The 25633-nt window shown below is 70.3% G+C and carries 17 protein-coding genes; 4 read left to right on the top strand and 13 right to left on the bottom strand.

Annotated elements, in window-relative coordinates:
• The 4 genes from ACLJRL_RS06500 to ACLJRL_RS06485 all read right to left on the bottom strand — a co-directional run bounded on the left by ACLJRL_RS06500 (position 1) and on the right by ACLJRL_RS06485 (position 12737).
• Positions 1-306, bottom strand: coding sequence for an acyl carrier protein (locus ACLJRL_RS06500; protein ID WP_410655062.1), 306 nt, complete (start codon positions 304-306; stop codon positions 1-3).
• Complete coding sequence (locus ACLJRL_RS06495; RefSeq protein ID WP_410655185.1) at positions 296-4546, bottom strand: beta-ketoacyl synthase N-terminal-like domain-containing protein; 4251 nt, start codon at positions 4544-4546, stop codon at positions 296-298. Before ACLJRL_RS06495 ends, ACLJRL_RS06500 begins: the two co-directional genes overlap by 11 nt.
• Positions 4547-4582: 36 nt before the next feature.
• Positions 4583-11380, bottom strand: a complete 6798-nt coding sequence (locus tag ACLJRL_RS06490) for an SDR family oxidoreductase (RefSeq protein WP_410655061.1) — start codon at positions 11378-11380, stop codon at positions 4583-4585.
• 448 nt (positions 11381-11828) lie between these two features.
• Positions 11829-12737 (bottom strand): LysR family transcriptional regulator, encoded by a 909-nt coding sequence (locus tag ACLJRL_RS06485; RefSeq protein ID WP_410655060.1) that lies wholly within the window; start codon positions 12735-12737, stop codon positions 11829-11831.
• Positions 12738-12809: 72 nt separating this feature from the next.
• On the opposite strand from ACLJRL_RS06485, the gene ACLJRL_RS06480 reads away from it, so the two are divergent.
• On the top strand, positions 12810-13799 hold the full coding sequence (locus tag ACLJRL_RS06480) for a YeiH family protein (protein ID WP_410655059.1): 990 nt from the start codon (positions 12810-12812) through the stop codon (positions 13797-13799).
• On the opposite strand, the gene ACLJRL_RS06475 is transcribed toward ACLJRL_RS06480, so the two are convergent.
• Both ACLJRL_RS06475 and ACLJRL_RS06470 read right to left on the bottom strand, forming a co-directional pair.
• On the bottom strand, positions 13777-14952 hold the full coding sequence (locus tag ACLJRL_RS06475) for an MFS transporter (protein WP_410655058.1): 1176 nt from the start codon (positions 14950-14952) through the stop codon (positions 13777-13779). The genes ACLJRL_RS06480 and ACLJRL_RS06475 overlap by 23 nt on opposite strands.
• A gap of 56 nt (positions 14953-15008) precedes the next feature.
• Positions 15009-15905, bottom strand: coding sequence for a DMT family transporter (locus ACLJRL_RS06470; RefSeq protein ID WP_410655057.1), 897 nt, complete (start codon positions 15903-15905; stop codon positions 15009-15011).
• Here ACLJRL_RS06470 and ACLJRL_RS06465 point away from each other — a divergent pair.
• Together ACLJRL_RS06465 and ACLJRL_RS06460 are read left to right on the top strand one after the other, a co-directional pair.
• Positions 15904-17343: a PLP-dependent aminotransferase family protein gene (locus tag ACLJRL_RS06465; RefSeq protein ID WP_410655056.1), complete on the top strand. Its 1440-nt coding sequence runs from the start codon at positions 15904-15906 to the stop codon at positions 17341-17343. The two genes, ACLJRL_RS06470 and ACLJRL_RS06465, sit on opposite strands and share 2 nt — an antisense overlap.
• A gap of 25 nt (positions 17344-17368) precedes the next feature.
• Positions 17369-18067, top strand: a complete 699-nt coding sequence (locus ACLJRL_RS06460; protein ID WP_410655055.1) for a Crp/Fnr family transcriptional regulator — start codon at positions 17369-17371, stop codon at positions 18065-18067.
• Here the strand turns inward: ACLJRL_RS06460 and ACLJRL_RS06455 are convergent.
• Both ACLJRL_RS06455 and ACLJRL_RS06450 read right to left on the bottom strand, forming a co-directional pair.
• Positions 18039-18191, bottom strand: coding sequence for a hypothetical protein (locus tag ACLJRL_RS06455; RefSeq protein WP_410655054.1), 153 nt, complete (start codon positions 18189-18191; stop codon positions 18039-18041). The two genes, ACLJRL_RS06460 and ACLJRL_RS06455, sit on opposite strands and share 29 nt — an antisense overlap.
• Positions 18192-18232: 41 nt before the next feature.
• Positions 18233-18805: a hypothetical protein gene (locus ACLJRL_RS06450; RefSeq protein WP_410655053.1), complete on the bottom strand. Its 573-nt coding sequence runs from the start codon at positions 18803-18805 to the stop codon at positions 18233-18235.
• Between the two features lie 188 nt (positions 18806-18993).
• On the opposite strand from ACLJRL_RS06450, the gene ACLJRL_RS06445 reads away from it, so the two are divergent.
• Positions 18994-20511: a sialidase family protein gene (locus ACLJRL_RS06445; RefSeq protein WP_410655052.1), complete on the top strand. Its 1518-nt coding sequence runs from the start codon at positions 18994-18996 to the stop codon at positions 20509-20511.
• Positions 20512-20707: 196 nt separating this feature from the next.
• Here the strand turns inward: ACLJRL_RS06445 and ACLJRL_RS06440 are convergent, their stop codons facing one another.
• The 5 genes from ACLJRL_RS06440 to ACLJRL_RS06420 all read right to left on the bottom strand — a co-directional run bounded on the left by ACLJRL_RS06440 (position 20708) and on the right by ACLJRL_RS06420 (position 25608).
• A complete protein-coding gene (locus ACLJRL_RS06440) occupies positions 20708-21970 on the bottom strand; it encodes a DUF222 domain-containing protein (RefSeq protein ID WP_410655051.1) in 1263 nt (420 codons plus the stop codon).
• 135 nt (positions 21971-22105) lie between these two features.
• On the bottom strand, positions 22106-22537 hold the full coding sequence (locus tag ACLJRL_RS06435) for a CocE/NonD family hydrolase C-terminal non-catalytic domain-containing protein (protein ID WP_410655184.1): 432 nt from the start codon (positions 22535-22537) through the stop codon (positions 22106-22108).
• Between the two features lie 175 nt (positions 22538-22712).
• Positions 22713-23027, bottom strand: coding sequence for a hypothetical protein (locus tag ACLJRL_RS06430; RefSeq protein WP_410655050.1), 315 nt, complete (start codon positions 23025-23027; stop codon positions 22713-22715).
• On the bottom strand, positions 23027-24310 hold the full coding sequence (locus ACLJRL_RS06425; RefSeq protein ID WP_410655049.1) for an acyclic terpene utilization AtuA family protein: 1284 nt from the start codon (positions 24308-24310) through the stop codon (positions 23027-23029). The genes ACLJRL_RS06430 and ACLJRL_RS06425 overlap by 1 nt, the downstream gene beginning before the upstream one ends.
• An 8-nt stretch (positions 24311-24318) precedes the next feature.
• Positions 24319-25608, bottom strand: coding sequence for a CitMHS family transporter (locus tag ACLJRL_RS06420; RefSeq protein WP_410655048.1), 1290 nt, complete (start codon positions 25606-25608; stop codon positions 24319-24321).
• Positions 25609-25633: the final 25 nt, after the last annotated feature.

Here is a 25633-nt window from a genome sequence, read left to right as displayed (position 1 = left end):
TCAGCCCTCTCCGGCCGCGCGCAGCGACGTCACGACGTGGTCCACCAGTTCGCCCACGGTCAGCGCGATGATCTCGTCCAGTTCGCGTGCCGCGATGAACTCGGCGAAGTTGACCTGGTCGCCGTAGTGGTCGCGCAGCTGCCCGGACAGCGCCACGAGGTCGATGCTCTCCAGTTCGAGATCGTCGTGGAACTTGGTGTCCCGTGCGATTTCGGCGTCGTCCAGCCCGTATTCTTCGAGCAGTTCCCGCAGCATCACGGTGATGTCGGTCAGCACTGTCCGGGCCGACACGGTTTCAGTGGTCATCTTCGTTCTCCGTCCAAGCCACGACGTAGTCCTTGTCCGGCGCGCTGATCGTGGTGTGCCACACCGGATACCGGGCCTGGCCCACCGCCACGGTGAGCCGCCCGCCGTCCACGCCGACGACGGTGAAAGCGCGCGGATCCCCGCGCAGGCCGGTCCGGAGCCGTTTCGCGACGGCCTCCTTCGCGGCCCAAAATCTGGTGAACCACAGGGCTTCCGGCTCGCCGAGCAGCGCCCGTTCGGCGTCACCGAGAGCAGCGGAAACCGTGCTCTGCGGACGATCTTCGACGGCTTCGATGTCGATGCCGCACGGCCCGGGACGGGCGATGGCCACACCGAGCGCGTCGCGGTGCCCGATCGACACGGTGAGCTCGGGCAGTTCCCGACCATAAGCGCCGGTCACGGCCGGTGCTCCCGAAGACGTGTTCCCGATCCGGAGTTCGGCGGGGAACACGTCCCCTTCGCCGTCCGCCCACAGCAGTCGCCGGACCGCGTCCTTGGCCGCGATCCGGCCGAGCAGCCAAGGCCGTTTCCGGCGCGGCGACTGCTTCTCGTACTGCTCCCGTTCCGCGCCGGCCAGCAGGTTCCGCATGATCAGATCGCGGGTCGCCAGATCGGGCCACTGTTCGCGCACCAGCGCCCAGCCGCCCGGCTGGCCCTCGGACAGCGTGGCACGTTCGGGCCGCCGGTCCACCGCGCGGATCACCGGGTTGCTGTCGAAGCGGCGGTCACGCCAGCCCTCGACCTCCGCCCAGACCCGGCCGCCGCGGACGAGCTGGACGTCCGCTTCGAGTTCGGTGCCGGTGACCGAGACGATCCGGATGGCGCAGTCGAGCCACTCACCCGGCACGGGATGCTCGCCGTAGAACCGGATCCGCCGCATCCCCACCGGGAACACCGTGGTGCGGTCCGGGAGCCGGGACATGATCCAGTACCCGAGCAGCTGCCCGGCGTTGTCGAGCAGCGCACCCGGCGCCGCCGGGGTCCGCAGTACCCCGCGCACGTGCCGCTCCCCGATGCCGGTCAGTTCCGAGACGCCCTGGAACGCCGGACCGTGGAACATCCAGCGTTCGGTGTAGAGCTGTTCGGCGAGCAGGTCCGGCACCTCTTCCCCGGCGGCCGGGAACTTCCACGGTTCGGGCGGATCGGCCGGGAAGCCGTCCGCCAGTTCCACCTGCGCCTGGGAGTAGTCACCCAAGGACGCGCTGACCCGCGAAGATCCTTGCGGCACCACGGTCACCGGAACGTCCAACGCCGGGGTCGCGGCGATCCACTGGTTCAGCCGGACGTCGTCGAGCGCGACAGCGCGCTGTCCCGGCGCCGCTTGCTCGGCGAAGTCCATCAGGTGCCCGATCACCGTCGTGGCGGGCACGACCGGCCAGGCGTCGGCGGGGTCTGCGCCTGGCGGCTGCCGGAAGAAGCAGTGATCGAGCAGGTACGGCATCGTCTCCACGGACACGCGGAGTTCGGTCCGCAGCGGCCGGATCCGGGGCGCCGGCCTGGCGGCGAAGAGTTCGGCCGCCAGACCGGCGGTGTCGGCCAGCAGCCCGGAGAACTCGGCTGCCAGCGGGTTCCGTTCCCCGATCTGGTCCAAAGTGGACGTCGTGGTGGCGCCCGGCCGGAAGCGGCGCCGGGTCTTCTCGTCGAGGGAGACCAGCGCACCGCCGAGGTCGAGCCGGACGGCCCGCCCGCGTGGGGCACCGCCCTGGCCGGGCAGCAGCTCGAACGCCGGATCGGCGCCGTCCGCCCACAAGGCCGTCGCCACCCGGAGCAGTTGCGCGAGACCCGGCCGGTGCGCGGAATGCGCGGCGACGACGAGGTGGTCCCGGCTGTGCAGGGTGTTCCCGATCAGCGAGCCGAGCTGTCCCGCGCCCGTCTGCACGAACGCGCGGAACCCGGCCTCGTACATATTCTCGACGAGACTCCGGAAGCGCACCGGTTCCAGCAGGTGCCGGACGAACAGGTCGCGTACTTCACCGGCGGGCGCCGGATAGTGCCGTCCCGTGGTCGCCGACCAGACCGGGAGTTTCGCCGGATGCAGGGAATAGCGCTCGGCGGCCTCGCGGATCGGGCCGAGGTACGGCGCGAGCATCGGGGTGTGGAATCCGGACCGGAACGGCAGGACCTGGGAGATCACGCCGTCGGCGCGGAAACCGCGTACGAACTCGTCGACCGCTTCGGATGGCCCGCAGAGCATCGACTGGTTGGGCGCGTTGTCGTGGGAAAGGACCACATCAGACTGTCCTTTGAGGACATCCAGGACCACGGAGGCGGGCGCGCCGATCACCGCGAAGGCCAGCCCCGGCACCTTGAGCGCGTCGGGATCGAAGTCCGCCAAGAACGCGTCGACCTCGTCATCGGAGTGGATCCCGGCGGCGGCCATGGCCGTCCACTCCCCCAGGCTGTGGCCGGCGAGCGCGTCCGGGGTCACACGCAGCTTGCGCAACGCGGTGTCGAGCAGCCTGCCGAGCTGGAACACACCTTTGCCGTGCCTGCCGACGTCGCCGATGGTGACGTCCGGGGAATCCCAGCGGAGACCGAAGTGCCGGGCGATGTCGTCGGAATGGGCCTCGAACTCGTTCTCCAGCCCGGGAAAGACGAACGCGATCTTGCCGCCGCCGGGCCCGAGCAGTGGTTCAGGCACGAACCAGAGGTCGTTGCGGCCGCGCCAGGGTCTGCCCTTCGCGACCACCTTCCGGGCCAGGGTGAGCCGCTTGGGCGTCGGATCGACCAGGCCCAGCCGGAACCGGCCACGGCCGGGCTGCTGCTGGTGCAGCACGTCGTCGCCGTCCAGCAGCCGGGCGAGTTCGGCGACGGTCGGCGCGCAGAGCCGCAGGGCGCGTTCGGGCTCGCGGACTTCGACGGCGGGCCGGGTCGCGGCTTGTTCCAGCACGACGTGCGCGTTGATCCCGCCGAACCCGAAGGCGTTGACCCCGGCCCGCCGCACCGGCGCCCGATCGTCGGTCTCCCAGGCTTTCGCGGCGTCGAGCGTCTCGAACCGGGTCTTGGCCAGCGCGGGATGCGGCTCCTCGCAGTGCAGGGTCGGCGGCAGAACCCCGTGGTACACCGCCAAAGCGGCCTTGACGAGGCCCGCGACCCCCGCCGCGGGCATGGTGTGCCCGATCATCGACTTGACCGAGCCGAGTACCGCCGTCGGCTCGTCCGCCGGGCCGAAGACCTCCGCGATCGTCGCGAGTTCGGCGGTGTCGCCCGCCGGGGTCGCGGTCCCGTGCGCTTCGAGCAGCCCGACGGCGCCCGTGCCGGCCGGGTCGATTCCCGCGGCGGCCCAGGCCTGCCGCACCGCCCGGACCTGACCGGCGGAGTCCGGATTGGACAGTCCGGCGGTGCGGCCGTCGCTGGCCACGCCGGTTCCGGTGACCACGGCGTAGACCCGGTCACCGTCCTTTTCGGCGTCCGCGAGCCGCTTGAGCACGACGACGCCGGTGCCCTCGCCGATCAGCACTCCGTCGGCGTCGCGGTGGAACGGCCGGATCCGCTGGCTCCGGGACAACGCGCCGAGCTGGGAGAACACGCTCCAGAAGGTGATGTCGTGGCAATGATGCACGCCACCGGCCAGCACGACGTCGCAGCGTCCGGACGCCAGTTCCCGCACGGCATGGTCGACGGCGACGAGCGAGGAGGCACAGGCGGCGTCCACTGTGTACGCCGGGCCGCGCAGGTCGAGCCGGTTCGCCAGCCGGGAAGCGGCGAGGTTCGGCACCAGCCCGATCGCCGCCTCCGGCGCTTCGGGGCCGAGCCGTTCGGTGAAGGCCTGCCGGACCTCCTCCAGCCGTTCGCCGCCGAGTTCGGGCATCAGCTCGCCGAGCGTGCGGACCAGCTGGGCGGCCGTGCGGACCCGCTGGTCGAGCCGCACCAGCCCCGGGGTGAGGTAGCCGCCGCGGCCGAGGATGACGCCGACCCGCTGCCGGTCCGCGGGCAGCCGGTGCTCGCCGCCCGCGTCGGCGATGGCCTGGGCGGCCACCCGCAGGGCGATCAGCTGGTCGGGTTCCGTGCCGGGGACGGACGACGGCATCACGCCGAACCCGGTGACGTCCACCTCGGCCAGATCGCCGACGAAACCGCCGCGACGGCAATAGATCCGGTCCGCTCGTGCCGGGGCGTCGGGCGCGTAGAACCCCGGGTCCCAGCGGTCGGCCGGGACCTCGGTGATCGCGTCCGTGCCGTCGACGATGTTGCGCCAGTAGGTGTCGAGGTCGGGTGCTCCCGGGAAGAGCACCGACATCCCGACGATCGCGATCGGAGGAGTTTCAGGCACCGGTCACCACCCCGACGCGGTGTAGGTGACGGCCGTGAGGTCCTCGTCGCCCCACGCCAGTTCGCGCAACAGGCTCAACGTGCCCTCTTCGGGGTCGATCAGCTCGATCCCGCGCCGGGCGTAGTCCCGTACGAGTTCCGGGGTGACCATTCCGTTGTTGACCCCGGTCGGCGCCCACGGTCCCCAGTGGACGGTGAGCCCCCGACGTCCGTACACAGTGGACCATCGGCGCCCGAGCGTCTCCAGCGCGTCGTTCGCGGCGGCGTAGTCGGACTGCCCTCGGTTGCCCAGCGTCGCGGCGATACTGCCGAACAGGACGGCGAACTTCGGGGCCTCCGGCAGTTCGCCGGTCGCCGCGAGCAGCGTGCTCGCCCCTTCGACCTTCGTGCCGAAGACGCGGTTGAACGACGCCGGATCCTTGTCGGCGATGAGTTTGTCTTCGATGACGCCCGCCGCGTAGACGATGCCGTCGATCCGGCCGTGCTCGGCGTGGATCTCCTTGACCGCGCGGTGCACGGCCTCGGCGTCGAGCATGTCCACCGAGTGGTACCGCACCGGGCTGCCGAGGTCGCCGATGCGTCGCAGGGTTCCGCGCACCTCCCGCTCGGCTTCGATGAGCCGGATGGTCCGCTCGATCTCGGCCGGTTTGGTCAGCCCGCTCGCGATCAGGGCCGTGCGCAGTTCCGCCGTCGTGGCCGCCGCCGCGATCGCGGGCTCCTCACCTTCGATGGGCACGGCGGTGCGGCCGAACAACTCGATCCGGCAGCGCGACGCCGACGCCAGCGTGGTCGCCAGCCGGGCGGTGATCCCCTTCGCCCCGCCGACGAGGAGGACGACCGAATCGCGGTCCAGCCCGAGCGCCGCGGCCTCGGCGGCTCCCTCGCCCGCCGGTCCCGCCCCGGAACCGGCGAGCAGGCCCAGTGCCTCCTCGGTCATCCGCAACCCGCGTCGCGCACCGTCGCGACGGACGACGACCGGTTCCCAGTCCCCCGCGGACAGTTCGGCGAGCAGCGTCTCCACCTGTTCGTCCACAGTGGATTCCGGATGTTGTTCGACCACCCTGGCGACCATGTCCGGGTACTCCCGCGTCACCGTGCGGAAGAAGCCACGAGCGCCGTCGGCGGGGCCGTTCGCGATGAGCCAGCGCGGCTCGGTCGCCAAGATCGCCTGGTACAGCGGGAAGTCGTCGGGGAAGGACGGTGCCAGGTGGATCACGCCGTCGGCGCCGTGCTCCGGAATACCCTGGACCAATTCCGTTTCGGCGCCGTATCCGGCGAGACGGGCGGCGAGGGTTTCCGCGACCTGGCCTTCGCCGATGACCGCGAACCGGAGCCCGGCGAGTTCTTCGTCGACGGGTACGGGGTTCGCCAGGTCGAACTCCCGCATCACGTAACGCTTCGGTGCCACGACAACGGCTTCGGTTCCCACCAACGGTCCGGCGGCCGGTTCGGCGTTACCGCCGGTGATGAGGTCCGCGATCGCCGCCGCGGTCTTGGCTTTCGCCAGTTCCTCGGGATCACCGCCGCTCAGGCCCAGCCTCTTGGCCAGCTCTCCGGCGATCTCGGCACGTTTGATGGAGTCGACACTCAGATCCGCTTCCAGATCCAGGCCGGGCTCGATCATGTCGGCCGGGTAGCCGGTCCGCTCCCCGATGACCTCGACGACCACGGCCAGAACGTCGGGTACGGCCGGCGCTTCCAGGCCGGTGTTTTCGAGCAGGCTCGCGAGCTGCGCGGCCGTCCGCGCCTTGGCCAGTACTTCGGGATCGCCCTCGATCGCGCCGAGCCTCGTCGCCAGCTCTCCGGCGATCTCGGCGCGTTTGATCGAGTCGACACTCAGATCCGCTTCCAGATCCAGATCCGGCTCGATCATGTCCACCGGGTAGCCGGTCCGCTCCCCGATCACCTCGACGACGACCTCGAACACCGATCGGCCGGCCGGGACGGGCTCGGGCACGACCGGCGCCTCGATCCGCACGGGTTCGGGCATCGCGGGCAGGACCACGGGCGCGGCCGGGCGGGTGCCGGGATCCGTGCCGAAGTAGCCGAGCAGCACGTCGCGCTGGGCGGCGATCATCTCGCGGCTGGTGCGCAGGAACTCCGAGACCAGCGCTTCACCCCCGTCGGTTCCGATTCCGGTGCCGGGCCGGGATGTCACGATCGCCTCCGAGATTCGCTGGGCTGGATGCAGGGCGGTGGCCGGGATTTCGCCGTCCCGGGTGCGGACGAGGTGACCGTCGACGGTCCAGCCTGCCTTCTTCGGCGGCCGCGCGGTCAGCGCGTCCGCACACGCGCGGCCGGTGTAGAGCCAGCCGGTGCGGACGTCCACGCCCGCGACCGCCAGCCTGGCCAGTGCGGCGAGGAAGCCGGGAATCCCGGTGCGGCGGCCGCTCTCGACGGTGACCGTCCGATGTGGACGTCCGTCGAGGATCGCGCCGACGAGCCTGGTGAGGACCGAACCCGGCCCTGCTTCGACGAAGATCCGGGCGCCCGCCTCGTACATCGCTTCGATCTGGTCGGCGAACCGCACCGGGGCACCGATCTGCGCGGCGAGTTCGGCGCGGATCTCCCCCGGACCCACCGGATAGGCCCGGGCGGCCCGGTTCCCCCAGACCGGGATCTCGGGTTCGGTGACCTGGACGCCGTCGAGCACGCGGGCGAACTCCGCCCCCGCGGAGGCGACCAGTGGGCTGTGGAACGCGCAGGCGACCGGGAGGGCCTTCGCGCCGATTCCCCGGGCCCGCAACCGTTCCACGGCGATGCCGACGGCCGCCGTCGGGCCGGAGATCACCGTCTGCTTCGGCGCGTTCCGGTTGGCTGCCACGACCGACTCGTGCAAGCCTTCGGCCGTGAGCGCGTCGGCCACCTCGGCGGCACCGGCGGCGATGGCCGCCATCGTTCCCGGGTCCCCGGCTCCGGTGGCGCCGAGGATCGCCGCCGCCCGTGCCTCGCTGCATTCGAGCAGCGCCGTCGAACTCAGCGCACCCGCCGCGGTCAACGCGATCAGTTCGCCGTAGCTGTGGCCCGCGACCATCGACGGCCGTACCCCGGCCTTCCCCAGCAGGTGGTGCGCGGCGAGCCCGACGATCCCGAGCGCGGGCTGGGCCACGCGGGTGTCGGTGAGCCGCGCTTGCTGGGCCTCGCGTTCCGCCTCGTCGAACGCGGCGGGCGGGAACAGGACGTCGACGGTGTGCCCGCCCCGGGCGAGATACCGCCGCAGTTCGGGAAAGGCGACGAACAGCTCCGCGAACATCCCGGGCCGCTGGCTGCCCTGACCTGGGAACAGGAACGCGACCTCGCCCGCCGGGTCCCCCTCGGCGGCGAAGATCCCCGCCTTCTCGTCCCGCTCACCGGCGATCGCCCGCCGGAGCAGCACGGCGAGTTCGTCCACAGTGGACGCCACGACGGCGAACCGGGTACGGCCGCCTCGCGTGGCTTCGGCTCGACGTGACGCGGCCAGTGCCAGGTCTCGCAGGTGCCAGCCTTGGCCGGAGGCGGCCAGAACGTCTTGCGCCGCCTTGATCGCGGCCGCGTCGTCCTTGCCGGCGAACAGGAACAGCTCCGCGGGCCACTCGTCGAGGGTCTTCGCGGGTGGGACACCGTCGTGCGCGGCGAGGACGACGTGGAAGTTGGTGCCGCCGAAACCGAAGGCACTCACCCCGGCGACGCGTTCGCGTTCGGCCCACGGCCGCGCCTCGGTGTCGAAGGCGAACGGGCTGCTTTCCGGGTCCCACGCGGGATTCGGCTTTTCCAGGTGCAGGGTCGGCGGTTTGACCCCGGTGTGCAGCGCCAGGCTCGCCTTGATCAACCCGGCCAGCCCGGCGGCGCATTTCGTATGCCCGATCTGGGATTTCACCGAACCGAGTGCGCACCGGCCGGGTTCGGCGCCCGCCTCGGTGAACACCTTCGTGAGGGTCCCGAGTTCGGTGCGATCGCCGACGACGGTGCCGGTGCCGTGCGCTTCGACGAGCCCGACCCGCGACGGGGAGATCCCGGCGTTGCGATAAGCCCTGGTCAGCGCGTTGTGCTGGCCTTCCGGCCGGGGCGCGGTGAGCCCGAGCGCCCGGCCGTCGCTGGCGCTGCCCACGCCCTTGACGACCGCGTAGACCCGGTCGCCGTCACGTTCGGCGTCGGCGAGCCGTTTCAGCACCACGCAGGCGACACCCTCGCCCAGCGCGATCCCGTCCGCGTCGCTGTCGAACGTCGCGGACCGGCCGGACGGCGAAAGCGCGTGCACCGAGGAGAACAGCAGATAGTCGTTGATGCCGTTGTGCAGGTCCGCGCCGCCGCACAGGACGAGGTCGCTGGTGCCGGTGGTGAGTTCCTTGCAGGCGACGTCGACGGCGGTCAGCGAGGACGCGCACGCCGCGTCGACGGTGTAGTTCGCGCCGCCGAGGTCGAGCCGGTTCGCGACCCGCCCGGAGATGACGTTGGCGAGCACGCCGGGGAACGAGTCCTCGGTCAGGCGCGGCAACTGGCGGTCGAGGTCGGCGGGGAGTTCGCCCAGGTAGGACGGGAGCACGGTCCGCAGGGTCATCGCGCTGGACAGGTCGCTGCCTGCCTCCGCCCCGAACACCACCGACGCGCGCGACCGGTCGAAGGGGCGTTCGCCGTACCCGGCGTCGGCGAGTGCTCGCCGGGACACCTCCAGCGCCAGCAACTGCACGGGTTCGATACTCGCCAGCGACGCGGGCGGGATGCCGTAATCGAGCGGGTCGAACGGGATCTCGGGCAGGAAACCGCCCCAGCGCGACGGCGTCTTCTCGCCGTCGCCATCCGGTGCGTAGTAGAGCGACGGATCCCAGCGCCGCACCGGGACCTCGGTGACGGAGTCCACTCCGGACAGGATGTTCGACCAGAACGACGGCAGATCCCCGGCCTGGGGAAAGAGGCACGCCATGCCCACGATGGCGATGTCGAGCGGCTCCGGGGCAGGCTCTTCTTCCCTCGCGCTGAGGAGTTCGTCCGCCCGCGCTTCGAGAAACGCCACCGCGCCCGCGCCGACGGCTTCGTGCAGCCGGGCGATGGTCGTGACCTCGGACCTGAGCACGGCGACGTCCCCGGCCATGAACATGCCCTCGGTGAGCTGCCGGTCTTCCTCGACCTCGTGCAGTGCGTCGCCGACCCGCTCGATTCCCTTGCTGGCCAACCGAAGCCGCCCGACGTTCAGCTTCTCCAGCCGCTCCCAGGCCTCCCGGTCCGGTACGTCCCGCGACTTCAGTTCGCGCTTGAGTTCCGCGTATTCGCTCGTAAAAGCCGAACTCACACACCGTGTCGCGTGCCCCGGCGCGGTCTCCAGCAGGTCGGTGCGCGTGGCTTCGACGACCTGGCGCTGGAACAACGGCAGCACCGCCCCCGCACGGACGGCCTCCTCGGTGAACAGGTAAGCGGTCCCCATCAGCAGACCGATCGTGGCGCCGCTCCGGGTCAGCGGCGCGGCGGCCGCGGTGACCATCGCGGCCGACCGCTCGTCGTGCACACCACCGGCGAAGAACACCTCGATACCGTCGGCGTTCCCCGTGCCGATGAACTCGCGGAGTACCCCGATCTGGGCTTCCCACAAGGGAAAGCTGCTCCTCGGGCCGACGTGCCCGCCGCATTCCGCCCCCTCGAAGATGAACTTGCGGGCGCCTGCCTCGAGGAACTGGCGGAGCAGTCCCGGCGACGGGACGTGCAGGAATGTCGAGATGCCGACGTCTTCGAGCGCCTTCGCCTGCGCCGGGCGGCCGCCGGCGATGATCGCGTGGCTCGGCCGGATCTCCCGGATGACGTCGAGCTGCGCGGCACGGACGTCCTCGGCCGCGAACCCGAGCACGCCGACTCCCCAAGGCGTGTCACCGAGCGCCGTCTTCGTCTTTTCGAGCATTTCGCGGGTCTGCGCCGGGCCGGACAACGCCAGCGCCAGGAACGGCAGCGCTCCCCTGACGGCGACCGCTCCGGCGAACTCGGGCTGGTCGCTGACCCTGGTCATCGGGCCCTGCGCGAGCGGCAACGCGGTGCCGGACGCGGTGAGACCTCCCGCGATCGAGGCGCGGATGCCGCGGATCGCGGCCGGAAGCGTTCCCCACGTGTCACGGAAACGCCGGGACAGGAACGCGTCCTGCCCGGCTTCCAGCGCGGGGCCGTCGGTACCGCGACGGCGGACGCCGCGGATCCCGCCGTCCACTGTGGTCTCCGAGCCGTCGAGCCCTTCGAGTGCCAGCGTGACGTCCGAGGGGAGTTCCGCCTCGGGGAGCAGCGCGAACGCGGTGTCGAGCACGACACCGGCCGCGCCACCGGCGACCGCGGCGGCCGCCGTATGCTCGCCGATCCCGCCGTAGGCCCAGACCGGGACGGTGATCCCCGGGTCGGCGAGCAACTGCTGCAGGAAGACGAACGTGCCGAGGTCGCCGACCCGGCCGCCCGCCTCGTGACCTCGGGCGATCAGGCCGTCCGCCCCGGCGGCGACGGCTTCGGCCGCCTCTTCCCGGCCGGTGACCTCGGCCAGCACCCGCCTGCCACTAAAGTCCACAGTGGATATATCCGTCCCTGCGGCGAGCAGGACGGTATGCGCCGCGGCGGGAAGTTCGACGGCTCCCGCGACACGGACGCCGAACCCGGTGGCGAGCCAGTCCGCGGCCAAGTCGAGTTCTTCGCGGGCGGCCCGGTCTCCTCCGGTCAGGTCGAGAACGCCGAGCGCGCCGGCACCTGTCGCCGCAGCGGCGAACCGCGCCGACGGAACACCGAACGGATGAACCGCGATGAGCAGATCTGCCGTACCGGTCAACGTTGAGGCATCGGCGCCACGAATCGACTTACCCACGGGAAGCCTCCGAGCACGCGGAAGAGTGACATAGTTACCGGGCGTACTTAAACGCAGCCGGCGCTTCACGTCAATACTCGGTAGTAGGGTTTCCCGTCACAGGAACCGATACGCGACTCGCCGACCTGCGCCAGCCGGGGATCGTCGCGGAAAATTAGCGTTCCGGATACGCCGCCGACATCGAAGTCCCCGTGTTTTCCCGCAGTAGCAGGGAAGAACAGTCAACGACCAGGTGTCCCAACATCCGATACGCCATCCGGCGGCGTTACCGGGAGTTCACCATTGACGTTCCGAGCCGGACCACGGGAAATGGTGGTCCGGCCGCATTTCGGTGAATTGACGACGGTTCGCCCTATCGTCGGTATCACCCTGGCGATCATTTGGGTATCACGCGCGATTAACAAGCCGTTCACAGTAAACGTGAACAGATCCGATGGAATTTCAAATATCAGCCGCGCGCACTCCGGGAACGCACCGCCAAAGCCAGCAGTTCCGCGGCCGGACCGGCGAGCCGCCGCCCGGCGGGCCAGACCGCACGCAGTTCACGCCCGAACTCGACGCCGTCGACCACGACCGGGACGAGCCTGCCGTCGGCGACATCCCGGGCGACGTCCAGTTCGCTGATCACCGCCGGTCCGGCGCCCGCGATCACCGCGTTCCGGACCGCGGAGGCGGACCCCAGTTCCAGCAACGGTTTCGCCGGGCCCACACCGGCCTTGCGCAGCGCGGTGTCGACGGTTTCCCTGGTCCCGGAACCGGGTTCGCGGACCACCAGCGGCGTGATCGCGAGTTCCGCCACGGTCAGCGGACGGCGTCTGCGAGCCCACGGATGGGCCGCGGCCACGACGAGCACCAGCCGGTCGGTGGCCACCCTTTTCGACGAAAGTCCGGGCAGCGCCCCTGGCGACTCGACGAAACCGAGATCGACCTTGCCGTCCCTGGCCAGTTCCGCGGCCTGATCGGAGTTCGTGACCTCCAGTCCGAGGTACAGCCCCGGATTCGCGCGTTTGAGCTCGCCGATCCAGCCGGGGACCAGATGCTCGGCCAGCGTCATGCTCGCGGCGACCCGGAGTTCCGCCTCGTGCTGGGTGCGCAGGGCTTCGGCGCCGTCGAGCAGGCCGTCGAGTTCGGAGAGCACACGATGCGCCCAGCCCGCGATGACCCGGCCGTCGGGCGTGAGCGCGGAACCCCGCCGCGTGCGGTCGACCAGCACCAGCCCGAGCCGTCGTTCGACTGTGGACAGTCGTTTGCTGGCCGACGGCTGCGCGATCCCGAGCCTGGCCGCGGCCTGCCCGATACTGCCGAGCTCGTCCACGAGCACCAGCAGGCGCAGGGAGTCCAGGTCGGGTGTGGTCATAGTCCAAGTCTATGACCTACCCCTCGCTTTCCCGGCTACCGAGGCACGCGCCACCGGGTGAGGCTTGACGGTATGAGCACCGCGCACGCGAGACGGACGCACCCCTACCTGACCGGACTGGCCGTCACCGGGGCGGGCGTGGCCGCCGCGTACCTGGTGAGCACCGTGATCCCGGTCGTCGGCGCGCTCACCGTCGCCGTCGTGCTCGGCATCCTCGCCGGGTCGCTGCTCTCGCTGTCGGACGAGACCCGGAAGGCGATCTCAGGCGTCACGAAGAAGCTTCTGCGTGCCGGGGTCGTGTTGCTGGGGCTGCAGCTCTCGCTCCCGGCGGTGCTGGCGCTGGGCCCCGGCACGCTGATCGCCGTCGTGCTCACCGTGGGCATCACGTTCCTCGGCACGATCGGCCTCGGCAGGCTGCTCGGCGTGCCGCGCGGGCTGGCGATGCTGGTCGCGACCGGGTTCTCGATCTGCGGCGCGTCGGCCATCGCCGCGATGGAAGGGGTCGTCAAGCGGGACGACTCCGACGTCGCGACCGCGGTCGCGCTGGTCACCTTCTACGGCGGGCTCGCCATCGCCGCCGTCCCGCTGCTCGGCGGCTGGCTGGGCCTGGACGCGCTCCGGATCGGCGGCTGGGCCGGGCTCGGCGTGCACGAGGTCGCGCAGGTCGTCGCGGCGGCCACCCCGGCCGGGAGCGCCGCCGTCGCGGTCGCCATCGTGATCAAGCTCAGCCGGGTGGTCCTGCTGGCGCCGATGGTCGCCGCGGTCGGCGTGCACGAACGCCACCGGCCCGCGGACGGAAAGCGCCCGCCGCTCGTCCCCTTGTTCGTGCTCGGTTTCCTCGCGATGGCGGCCGTGCGCAGCACCGGGATCGTGCCGGGTGTCGCGCTCGACCTCGCCAAGATCACCTGCACGCTGCTGCTGGCCGGAGCGTTGTTCGGGCTCGGCTGCGCCGTGCGGATCGCCACGCTGGTCCGCACCGGCGGCCGCGCGCTGCTGCTCGGCCTGCTCTCCACCCTGCTGGTCGGGACCACCGCGCTGGTCACGCTGACCGTGCTCGGCTGAGGACTCCCACCGCGACCAACGCGAGCACCCCGCCCGCGATCATCACGGCCGAGACGGACACCGCGTCGACGACGAATCCGCCGAGCAGCGCGCCCGCCGAGAGGGTCGCCTGGAACGACGAGGTGAACAGCACCGACGCCGCTTCGGGAGCGTGCGGCGCGGCCTGCGCGAACCACGTGCCCGAGCAGACCGGGACGGCTCCATAAGCGAGACCCCAGACGACCAGCAGGACGAGCGCGCCGACGTCCGAGCCGCCGGCGAACGGCAACGCCAGCGTCGCGACGCCGATCAGGCCGGCGGCGGTGAGGAAGGTGAGCCGGAGGTCGCGAGCGATCGCCGCCCCGGCGGCGAAGTTGCCCACGATCCCCGCGGTGCCGTAGACCAGCAGGAACACGGTGATCAGCTCCGGGCTCACCTGCGTCACCTGCCGCAGAAGCGGCGTGATGTAGGTGTAGGTCCCGAAGTGGGCGAGCACGACCAGCACCGTGACGAGCAGCCCGAGCCGCGTCACCCGCAGGCGCGTCATCTCCCGCAGCACGTCCAGGCGGGTGGCCCGCGCCGAGGGCAGCGGAGGCAGCAACAAGGCCAGTGCGGCGAGGACGCCGAGCGTGAAGACGGCCATCACGGCGAACGCCGCCCGCCAGCCCAGCAGTTCGCCGATCAGCGTCCCCGCCGGGACACCGAAGACGGAGCCGAGCGGGACGGCCGAGAAGATCACCGCGGTCGCCGTCCCCGCGCGTCCGGGTCCCACCAGCCGCGCGGCGAGGCCCGAGCCGATCGCCCAGAACGCGCCGATGACCAGCCCGACCAGGACCCGGGAGACCAGCACGGCCCAGTACGCCTGCGCGGTCGCTGCGAGGACGTCGGCCAGTGCCAGCACCACCATCAGCCCGCACAACAGGATCCGCCGGTCGACCCTCCCCGCGCTGACGGTGACGAACGGCGCGGCGATCGCGGCGAGGAAGCCGGGCATCGTCATGGTCAGGCCCGCCGTCCCCGCCGAGATCCGGAAATCGGCGCCGATCGGGGTCAGGAGCCCGATCGGCAGGATCTCGGTGGTGACTAGGGAGAAGATTCCCAGCGTCACCGCGAGGACGGCGAGCCATCCCTTCACCGGGGTCCGTGCGGAGGTGTCGAGGGTCGAGGTGGTCATGTACCTCAGCCCATCACCGCGCGGACCCCGTGGTCTCGCGGATTCGCGACGTTGATCTAGCTTCGGGACCGCTGGGTCACCACGATGCAGGCGACGACGATCAACGCCGTCACCGGCGCGGCCGCCGGGAGATGCTCGCCGAGCAGCAGGACCGCCCAGATCAGCGTCAGCAGCGGCTGGGCCAGCTGGATCTGGCTCGCCTTGGCGACGCCGATCTCGGCCATTCCCCGGTACCACACGAAAAACCCGCCGAACTGCGAGATGAGCGCGACGTACAGCAGCCCGATGATCGCCTCGCCGCCGAGATGGAGAGGCTCCGTCACACCGCCGAAGACGGTGAGCGCGACGGTGACGGGCAGCGCGATGACCAGCGCCCAGGCGATGACCTGCCAGCCCGCCATCTCCCGGGCCAGCCGGCCGCCCTCGGCGTACCCGAACGCGCACAGCACGAGCGCGGCGAACAGGAACAGGTCCGCTGTGGACAGTCCGCCGCCGCTCTGGCTGACGGTGAACACCAGCACCGCGATCGCGCCGGCCGAGGCGGCGAGCCAGAACCGGCGGGACGGCCGATGACCGGTGAGCCTCGACGAGACGACGGCGGTGGCCAGCGGCAGCATCCCGATCACCACCGCGGAGTGCGCCGTCGACGACGTCTGCAACGCGAGTGTGGTCAGCGTCGGGAAACCGAGCACGCATCCGAGGGCTACGACGACCAGGCCGCGCCACTGGTCACGTCTCGGCAGGGGAACGCGAAAGACTCGGAGACAGAGGGCGGCCACGAGCGCGGCCAGGACACAACGTGCTCCGGTGGCGGTCCACGGGCCGAACCCCTCGAGCGCCCAGACGGTGGCGGGGAAGGTGAACGAGAAGGCGAAGACACCCAGCGCCGCCAGCACGGTCCCGGAGCGGACCGCTACTGTCCGGTCCGCGATAGCGCTATCATCCAGTCTCATGTCCGATGGTAGCAGCGTCATCAGCCTGGTCAAACAGCTGAGGTCTGAGCTTGAGCGCTATCCGATCGAAGGAAAGCTCCCGTCCAGCCGCGAGCTCGTCCGGCAGCTGAAGGTGAGCCCGGTGACGGTGTCGCGCGCCATCGCCGCACTGGCCGCCGAAGGCCTGGTGATCTCCCGCCCCGGGGCCGGTGTCTTCCGTGCGCCGCCCCCTCGCGACCCGATGCCGGCGGGCGACGTCTCGTGGCAGGAGGTGTCGCTCAGCTCGCAGGCGGGCGCACGCACGATCGACGCGACCGGCGTGCTCGCCGCGCTGAGCGACCCGCCCTCGGGCGTGATCGACCTCAACGGCGGCTATACCCACCCCAGCCTGCAGCCGGAACGGGAACTCGCGGCCGCCTCGGCCCGCGCCGGACGCCGTCCCGGCGCCTGGACCCGGCCGCCGATCTGCGGGCTGCCCGAACTGCGGTCGTGGTTCGCCCGCGACATCGGCAGCCCGGTGAGTGTCGAGAACGTCCTGATCACCGCCGGTGGGCAGAGCGCGCTGACCACGGCGTTGCGCGCGCTCGGCGCCCCCGGCGCGCCGGTGCTGGTGGAGTCGCCGACCTACCCGGGGATGCTGGCCATCGCCAGGGCGTCGGGCCTGCGGCCGGTGCCGGTGCCGATCGACCGCGACGGCGTCCGGCCCGACCTGCTCGCGGACGCCTTCCGCGACACCGGCGCCCGGCTGTTCGTCTGCCAGCCCGCGTTCCAGAACCCGACCGGCGCGGTCCTGTCCGCCGAACGCCGTACCGAGATCCTGCGGATCGCGCGAGAAGCGGGCGCTTTCATCATCGAGGACGACTTCGCCCGGCTGATGGCGCATCCCGGCAGCCCCGCGCCCCCGCCGCCGCTCGTGGCCGACGATCCCGACGGCGTCGTGGTGCACATCCGCTCGCTCACGAAACCGGCGTCGCCGAGCCTGCGGATCAGCGCGCTGGCCGCCCGCGGCCCGGCGCTGGAACGGCTGCGCGGGCTCCACGCCGTCGAGAGCTTCTTCGTACCGCGCCCCTTGCAGGAAACCGCCCTGGAGCTGGTGAGTTCTCCGGCCTGGCCGCGTCATCTGAAGGCACTCGCGGCCGCGTTGCGCGAGCGGCGGGACGTCGCCGTGTCCGCACTGCGGGAGTACCTGCCCACCTGGCGTGTCGTGCCGGTGCCGACCGGCGGTTACCACCTCTGGCAACCGCTGCCGGGGTCCGTCGACGAGGTGACGCTGACCAGCGCCGCTTTCCGCGCCGGAGTAGCGGTCACCCCCGGCAGGCTCTACTTCGCCGCCGACGCGCCGGGGCCGTACCTGCGCCTGAGTTATGTCAGTACCGCGACCAGTTCACAGCTGAAGGACGGCATCCGGCGCCTTTCCCAGGCGTACCAAGAAATCCCCGGCCAGGTTCGGCTCGTATGATCGCGCACGGAGGCGAACGACAGGCATGACACAGCCGGCGGCGGAGCCGCACGACTCACCCGGCAGGCTCTGGGAACTGCTCGACGACGGCCAGCGCAAGGCGCTGCGTGCCGAGGCCGAACTGCGCCGTTACCCGGCCGGGACGGTGATCATCCGCGAGGGCGACCGGTCCGACTGGGTGCTGATCCTGATGACCGGACGGGTCAAGATCACCTCGGTGTCCACCGGCGGCTACGACGCCGTGCTCGCCGTCCGGGACCCCGGCGACATCATCGGCGAGATGGCCTCGATGGACGGCAGTCTGCGCTCGGCGACGGCGGTCGCCGTCGAGCCGGTCACCGGGCTTTGGCTGTCCTCGCGCGCGTTCAACTCCGTCCTGCGCGAACACGCCGGGATCTCCGTGGTCCTGCTCCGGATCATCACCTCCCGTCTGCGCTACGCCAACTCGCGCCGCACCGAATTCGGCGACAGCACCGCCGCCGAGCGCATCGCCGCAATCCTGGTCGACCTCGCCGAGCGGTACGGCGTCCCCGTCCCCGAAGGCACCCTGATCGCCCTGCGGATCAGCCAGCAGGACCTGGCCGGTCTCGCGTCGGCGTCCCGGGAAGCGGTCGCGCGGACGCTGCGGACCCTGCGTGCGGACGGGCTGCTCAGCACCGGACGCCAGCGGCTGGTCGTCCGGAGCCTCCGCGACCTCAGGCAGCTCGCGCCCGACGAGCACTGAGCACCACACCCGTCACCAGCCAGGCGGTGATTTCGACCAGCATGAACGGCCGCACCCGGCGCAGCCATGGCGCGAAGCGGCGCATGATCAGCCACTCGCCGCCGCCGGTGGCGCTTACCCGCATCGTCGTCCCCCTCGGAACGGGATCCTGGCACAGATCCGCGGTCATCGTGGGGCCTTCGGGCGAAGCAACGTGCGGTGTCGTTCTACCCGCGCTCCCATCCGGGTGAGCACTTCGCGCACCGCCGGCTCGCCCGGATCGAACGCGGTCCGCCCGCGGAGCAGGCCGCCGAGTTCGGCGACCAAGGGCGCGACGAGCCCGTCGGGCACCTTGAGGATCGTCAGCGACGCGAGACCGTTCTGTTCCTTCTGCCAACCGAGGACATCGACCCTCGAAGGCGCCTTCCTGAACCGGCGGACGGCCTGCGACACCAGCCCTGCGAGGCCCTGGCAGAGCATTTCCAGCAACCTGACCGGTATCAGCAGGATCGCCATGAACACGTACATCACGATTTCGGGGAGCCCGTACAAGAAGAGCAGCACCATCAGGACGGTGGCGAGCTTGCCGGGTGGTTCGTCGCTCTTCGGCTCGGCCTCGTCGAGGAAACTCAAGTCGGGCTTGAGCCGGTAGTGCCGGTAGCCACCGGCGAACACCGCGAACGGCTGAACCCGCCGGCGCCACGGCGCGAAACGGCGATCGATCTCCCACTGACGCCCCTCGGGATCGTTCACCTTCATCGACCCTCCCCTTCCGATGTCGCGCCGGGCCCCGGCGCGATGACTTTGACACGGCCGGGGCCACCGCTCTGCGTCACCTGACACACAAAGCGAAACCGGGTTGTACGCGGCTTTGTACGGCGGCTGTACGGGGCGGAGGGACGCTGACGCCCCGTCACCCGGAATCGAATCCAGGACGGAGCACTCCCGTGAAGATCTCCCGCGTCGCACAGGGCCTGTTCGCGGCCCTCGTCGCCACCGCGGCGGTCGGCGCCTCCCCTGCCACCTCCCTCGCCACTCCCGTCGCCGAGCAGATCTCGGCCGCCGCCGTCGGAAACACGGTGGTGTACAAAGAGAAAACGGAAGGTTACGACTGCTTCAGAATCCCGGCCGTGGTCACGGCCGGCAATGGCGAACTGCTCGCGTTCGCCGAAGGACGCAAGGGCGGCGCCAGCTTCTGCAACGACCGCGGGGACATCGACCTCGTCGTGAAACGTTCGGCCGACAAGGGGAAGACCTGGAGTCCGTCGAAGGTCGTCATCGAAGGTTTCGGTGACACCAAAGGAAACCCGACACCGATCGTGATCCCCTCCACCGGGCGGATCGTGCTGCTGTCGGTGATGGAATGCGTCAAGAACCCGGACTGCAACCGCATTCCGCGCGTCTCGATCAGCGACGACCACGGCAAGACCTGGACGGCGCCGAAGGTGCTCACCACCCAGCTCGGGTTCAGCACCGCGCCGGGATGGCTCGCGACCGGGCCGTCGCACGGCATCGTGCTGACGCGCGGCGCGCACGCCGGCCGGCTCGTCGCCGGGATGAGCTACACCATCGGCGCGAAGAACAGCGGCGCGCTCATCTACAGTGACGACCAAGGGATCACCTGGAAACGCGGCGCCACCGACACCCCGGCGGCGTCGGCCGGGCTGAACCCGCAGGAGATCAGCGTCACCGAACTGATCGACGGCCGGATCCACACCGCGGCCCGCAACCAGGCCAACAACGACAACAAATGCCTCAGTGGCGGAGCGAAGAACCGCGCCTCCGCGATCAGCTCCGACGGCGGGGCGAGCTTCTCCGCGAAGTTCTCCTTCGAGGAGGACCTGATCACCCCGGTCGTGCAGTCCTCGACCGCGCGGATGACCGCGACCGACCAGGCGGGCAAGCACAACCGGATCCTGTTCGCCGGACCGTCGGTCTGCGACCGCCGCAAGGAACTGGTCGTGCGGTCGTCGTTCGACGAAGGCGCGAACTGGCAGGGCAACTCGGCCGGAACGCTGGTGTGGAGCGGCGACGCCGCCTACTCCGACATGGTCCAGCTGTCCTCGGGCTCGGTCGGCGTGCTGTACGAGGCCGGCCCGGCCGGGAACGCCAACGAGACCATCCGCTTCTCGACCGTCACCGAAGCTACCCTCGGCGCCCCGGCGTGCGGCGGCGGGTACGGCGTGATCGACTCGGCTCCGCTCGGGACCGCGGGCACGGTTTACCTGTCCTACAACGCTTCCAACGGACAGAACTGCGTCAGCACGATGAAGAGCACGTCCGCCGGAACCGCGACGGCGACCTCGGCCTACCTCGAAGTCCAGGGAGCGTCCCGGATCACCGACTCCGGCTCGTTCTCGTGGTTCGCCGGACCGGTCCGGGCGAGCGCGGCGGGCAAGTGCGTCCGCTGGGGCGGTTCCGCGGGCGGCGTCACCTACAACAGCCCGCTGGAACACTGCGACTGACTTGAGCCCGATCAAGGTCGTCTGCGTTTAGTCCTCTAGTTGCGACCTGGCAGGCGGCAGGAACGTGTCCGCAGTAGGTACACGAATCAAGGTTCACCAGAACACGAATCGCCACTCACGACCAACCCGTCCCAGCGCGTTCTGGCTGTGGGCATGACGAGGGGCCCGTCGCCGGTGTGGCTGGCGGGCTCCTCGGTCAAACGAGAGTGGCGTGCAGCGTGTTGCGCCTCGGGGTCTGTAGCGGATCCAGGTATTGGGGCGGAATGAATTCCGGTAGCCCGTCGGCGGCCATGCGGACTTCCCAGTCGCCGTGGTGGATGAGTCGGTGGTGGAATGAGCAGAGCAGGCACATGTTGCGGAGATCGGTGTGTCCGCCGTCTGCCCAGTGATGAACGTGGTGGGCGTGACAGCGCTTCGGTCTCCGCTGACAGCCAGGGAACGAGCAGCCCCGGTCCCGGGCGTTCAAGGCTCTTCGCTGGCCGGGGGTGACGAACCGTTTGATCCGCCCCACATCGAGGGGTTCTCCGGCTGCGCTCATCACGATCGGCAGCATCAAGCAGTCACAGGCCGCCATCCGCGCTTCGCGGGCGGTCATCTGACCGACAAAGTCCACACTGGCGGTCCCGAGACCGGTTTTGAGTTCCTCGAAGCCGACCAGGACATGCACCATCGTCCGATACCCGCAGGTGCCGGGCTGGTCCGGGCTCGCGATCGCCAGGTCAAGCAGGTCGACCCAGGCGTCACCCTGCCGCTGCCAAACCGTCCGCAGGTCCGCTTGGCCGAACTCGTCGACGGGGCGGGGTTTCGCATAGGCCTCGATCGCCGCCATCGTCCGCGCACCGGCTTCGTCATCCAGCAGGCCGGTGAGTTTCCAGAACCCGTCTTTACGGCGGTGCACTCTCAACTCCCGGCGCGGCTGGACCGGTTCGGGATCCTTCGGCTCATTGCCGTCCGGGTCCAGCCAGGCCATCAAGCCCTCTTCAGCGGCCGCGATCTGCCCAGGACCCCCATCACGAGCCAGATCAGCGAGGATCTTCTCCGCAGCCTCACGATTCTCCACCGACACATGACCGGGGATCCTCTTCAACACCGCCACGATCTGATCGATGTGCTGCTCCCCGACCGCACCTTCGGCTGCAGCCACGGCGGTGGCGGGTGCGAGCGGCGGCACTTCGGTGCCGTCCAGGGCGCGGGTCGGGTTCAGCGCCACCGCACGATCCACGAGTTTCTTCGCATCGGCAGGAGCAATCCGCGCCACATCGGCAAGCCACATTTTCGTGTTCGCATACCCGTACAGATCCTTGGCGCCACGGGATTCGATTTCCGCTAGATATGTGCCCAACACAGCGGCCGCAGCACGCATCAGCGTCAAGGTCTCAGTCACTCCGTGGGCAAGCTCCAGTTTCCCGGCACGCCACAACTCCTGCGGCGGCTGAGGAAGAACGGGAGTCTCGGACACCCCTCCATAATACCGCACATTTGTCGAACATGTGTTCGCGATTATCTGCAACAATGAACTGGCTCGAATAACACCAAAGGGTGATCGGAACCCATGCCCGATTATCCGAAAGGCGCCAGTCAGTGGCAATGACGGTTAGTGAGACCCCAGCGTGGTCATCCGGAGCGCTGAACCACCGGCGCCGACGCGGACCGAGACCGTCCCTGCGGGCGCGTCGGAATCGATCTCCGGGTAGTCGTCGCTGGACACCGTGAGACGGAGCGTGTGCCCGGCCGCGAGGCGGTAGTGCGTCGGCCAGACGTGCACCGCGGTGCGGTACCAGGCGCCGGGTCGCACGGGCGACAGCTCGGTGTGGCCGTCGCGGTGGCTCAGCTTCAGCCAGCCCGAGGTGATCCGGGACGCCGTGCCGTCCGGGGCGACGTCCTCGACGACGGCCGCGAGATTGCCGCCCGCCGCCGTGGTCGAGACCTCGAGGTCGGCGGTGAGATCCCCGGCGAGCACGAGATCGCGGGAAAACGGCCGGGCGCGGGCGCCCCGGACGGGTCGGCGGGCCGGTGCAGACGGCAGGCGAGGTGACCACCGTCGCGGACGGGCACCCGGACGTCTTCCGAATGCACCGCGTAGGTCGCCTCGCGCTCATACGAGAAGAACGAGCCGGCCGCCGCGACCGGAGCGGCCGTCGTCGCCGCGACGGCCAAGGCGACCGAAGCCAGCACACAACCGCGGTACAACGCCTTCATGGTCACTCCTCGATGTCGACCGTCATGGACAGCAACCGAAAACTCAGGCCTTTGCCGTGGGTGTCGACCGCGAGTGACGTCGTCACGCCGCCGTCGAGCGCTTGGCGGCAGGAGAACTGCAGCGCGCAGAGGTTCGGCAGGACATGCCGGACGATCTGACCGCGCACCTGCCCGGCCAGATGCGCCGCCACGCGCTCGACGGTCACCTCGCGCACCAGATCGTCGAAAAGCTCGTCCCGGTAAGGGAAGAGCGAAAGGATCGAGGTGTCACCCTTGTCGCCCGCCCGGCAATGGGCGATCTCGTACAACTTCACCATCACTGCCCCTCGAAGACGGTCACCGCGGGTTCGGCGATCTCGCGGTCGGCCAGGGTGGACACGATCCCGATCACTTCCGACGTACGGGTGCGGACACCACCACCACCGGCGGGACCGTTGGTGTACAAGGACTCCACCTCGTGACACACGCGCTCCGCGAGGCCCTGATCCGGAGCGAGCGAAGCCACCCGGAGCCGGGATTCACCGCCGTCCTCAGTGGACAGTACGTCGACCCGGAGACGCACGTCGCTGCCACCGAGCCGGGTGGTCACGATCTCTCCGGCCAGCCGCGCCCGTCGCGGCGAATTCGGCCCCATATAAGAGATCTCCGCTTCCGCGCGGAATCCGGCGCGGTAGCCGACACTCACCTTCAGGCGATCCGGCCGGGGCCTTCCGACGGCACCGCTGACCGCGACCCGGTCCGGCCCGATCTCGTCGACGAGGACTTCCCGCAGGTCCAGCACCACATCGGGAGTGACGTACCCGGTCGGGTCGGTGATCTCGTACAGCAGTTGCTCGCGGACGGTCGCCCGCGACACCACTCCCCCGGTGCCGCCCGGTTTGCCGATCACCGCCGCGCCGTCGGCCTCGACGTCCGCGAAGGGGAAGCCGAGGTTTTCGAGCCCCGGCACGTCTTTCGACCCCGGGTCGGCGAAGTAGCCGCCGGTGATCTGCCCGGCGCATTCGAGCAGGTGCCCGACGAGTGTTCCCGCCGCGGCGATGCCCGGCTCGGTCAGGTCCCAGCCGTGCCGGTCCGCCAGCGCGGCGAGGAACAGCGACGGGTCGGCGACCCGGCCGGTCAGCACGACGTCGGCGCCGGTGGCGAGCGCGGGCATGATCGCGTCGGCGCCGAGGTAGGCGTTGGCGGACACCAGTTCGCCGTGCTCGCGCAACGGACGCCCGTCCTCCATCGCCGGACTCGCCGGATCGAGCCGGGAGAACACGTCGTCGCCGGTGACCACCGCGACCCGCCGGGCGATCCCGAGCCCGGCCGTCACCTTCCCCGCGGCCAGGGGGTTCGCCGCGCCCATGTTGCTCAGCACCCGGACCCCGTGTTCGGCGGCGATCGGCAGGAGCCTGCCGAACCGGGCGACCAGCAGGGGGTCGTACCCGGTGCCGGGATCGGCGAGCCGGCGCTGCTGCCCGAGCGCGATGGTGCGCTCGGCGAGACATTCCAGGACCAGGTCGTCCAGCCCGGCTTCCCGTACCAGTGTTTCGGCCGGTTCGAAGCGGTCGCCCGCGAAACCCGCCCCACTGCCGATCCGCACCCGTTGTGCCCGCATCTGTCCTCTCACCATGAGATCGCGCCGGTGAGCAGGGCGACGACGGTCATCACGAGCGTCGTGCCGAATGCCCATTTGAAGATGAACCGCTGGTGTTCACCGAACTGGACCCCGGTCATGCCGAGGAGAATGAAGGTCGACGCGGTCAGCGGGCTGAGCGGGAAGCCGGTGGTCATCTGCCCCAGCAGCGCCGCCCTGGCGACCTCCGCCGGGTCACCGCCGAGCGCGGAACTGGTCTCCGCGAGTACCGGCAGCACACCGAAGTAGTAGGAGTCCGGGGTGAACACCAGGCTCAGCGGCATGCTGGTGACGGCGGTCAGCACCGGCAGCGCGCCGTCCGCCCAGCCCGGGATGACGCCGACGAGCGCGCGGGCCATCGCGTCGATCATGCCGGTGCCCGAAAGGACCCCGGTGAACACGCCCGCGGCGAAGATCATGGTCGTCACCAGGACGACGTTGTGGCCGTGCTTCTCGAACAGCTCCTGCTGTTGTGTCCACTTCGGACGATTGATCAGCAGGGCGAGCACGAAGGCGATGATGAACACCACCTCGAGTTTCGCCAGCTGCGCGAGCAACGTGGCGACCAGGGCCAGCGTCAGGACCACGTTGCACCAGAACCGGACCCGGCCCTTGCGGTCGCGGACGGACTCCTCCGGGGCGTGCTCGTCCGGGTCGAGGGTGACGACACCGAGCCGTTTGCGTTCCGCCCGGCCGATCAGCCACGCCGCGACCAGCACCCACAGGATCCCGGCGATCATCGCGGGCAGCAGCGGCAGGAAGATCGACCCGCTGTCCCGGTCGAGCGCCGCCATCGCCCGCGCGGTCGGCCCGCCCCACGGCACCATGTTCATCACCCCGGCGCCGAGGCAGACCACGCCGGCCAGGACGACGGGACGGATACCGATCCGCCGGTAGAGCGGAAGCATGGCCGAAACCGTGATCAGGAACGTGGACGCGCCGTCGCCGTCGAGGGCGACCAGCACGGTGAGCACCGCGGTGCCGACGACGATCTTCAGCGGATCGCCCTTGGCCCACCGCACGATCCGGCGCACCGCCGGATCGAACAGGCCGGCGTCGCTCATCAGGCAGAAGTACAGGACGGCGAAGGTGATCATGATCGCCACCGGGGCCACCGTGGTGAGCCCCTTGCCGATCAGCTCGCCGAGCCGCGGCCCGGCGCCGACCGCGAGCGCCGCGACGATCGGGATGACGGTGAGTGCCAGGAGCACGGACAGCCGGCGTGACAGGACCCCGGCCAGGAACACCGCGATTGTCAGGAAACCCGCTACAGCAAGCATTTCCCGGCCTTTCGAGGAACGAGCG

Origin of the sequence: Amycolatopsis sp. lyj-112 (assembly GCF_046549055.1) — a bacterium.
In the GTDB taxonomy this organism is placed as follows: domain Bacteria; phylum Actinomycetota; class Actinomycetes; order Mycobacteriales; family Pseudonocardiaceae; genus Amycolatopsis.
The sequence above is the reverse complement of the archived record's forward strand: the minus strand, read 5'-3'. Positions and strand labels throughout refer to the sequence as shown.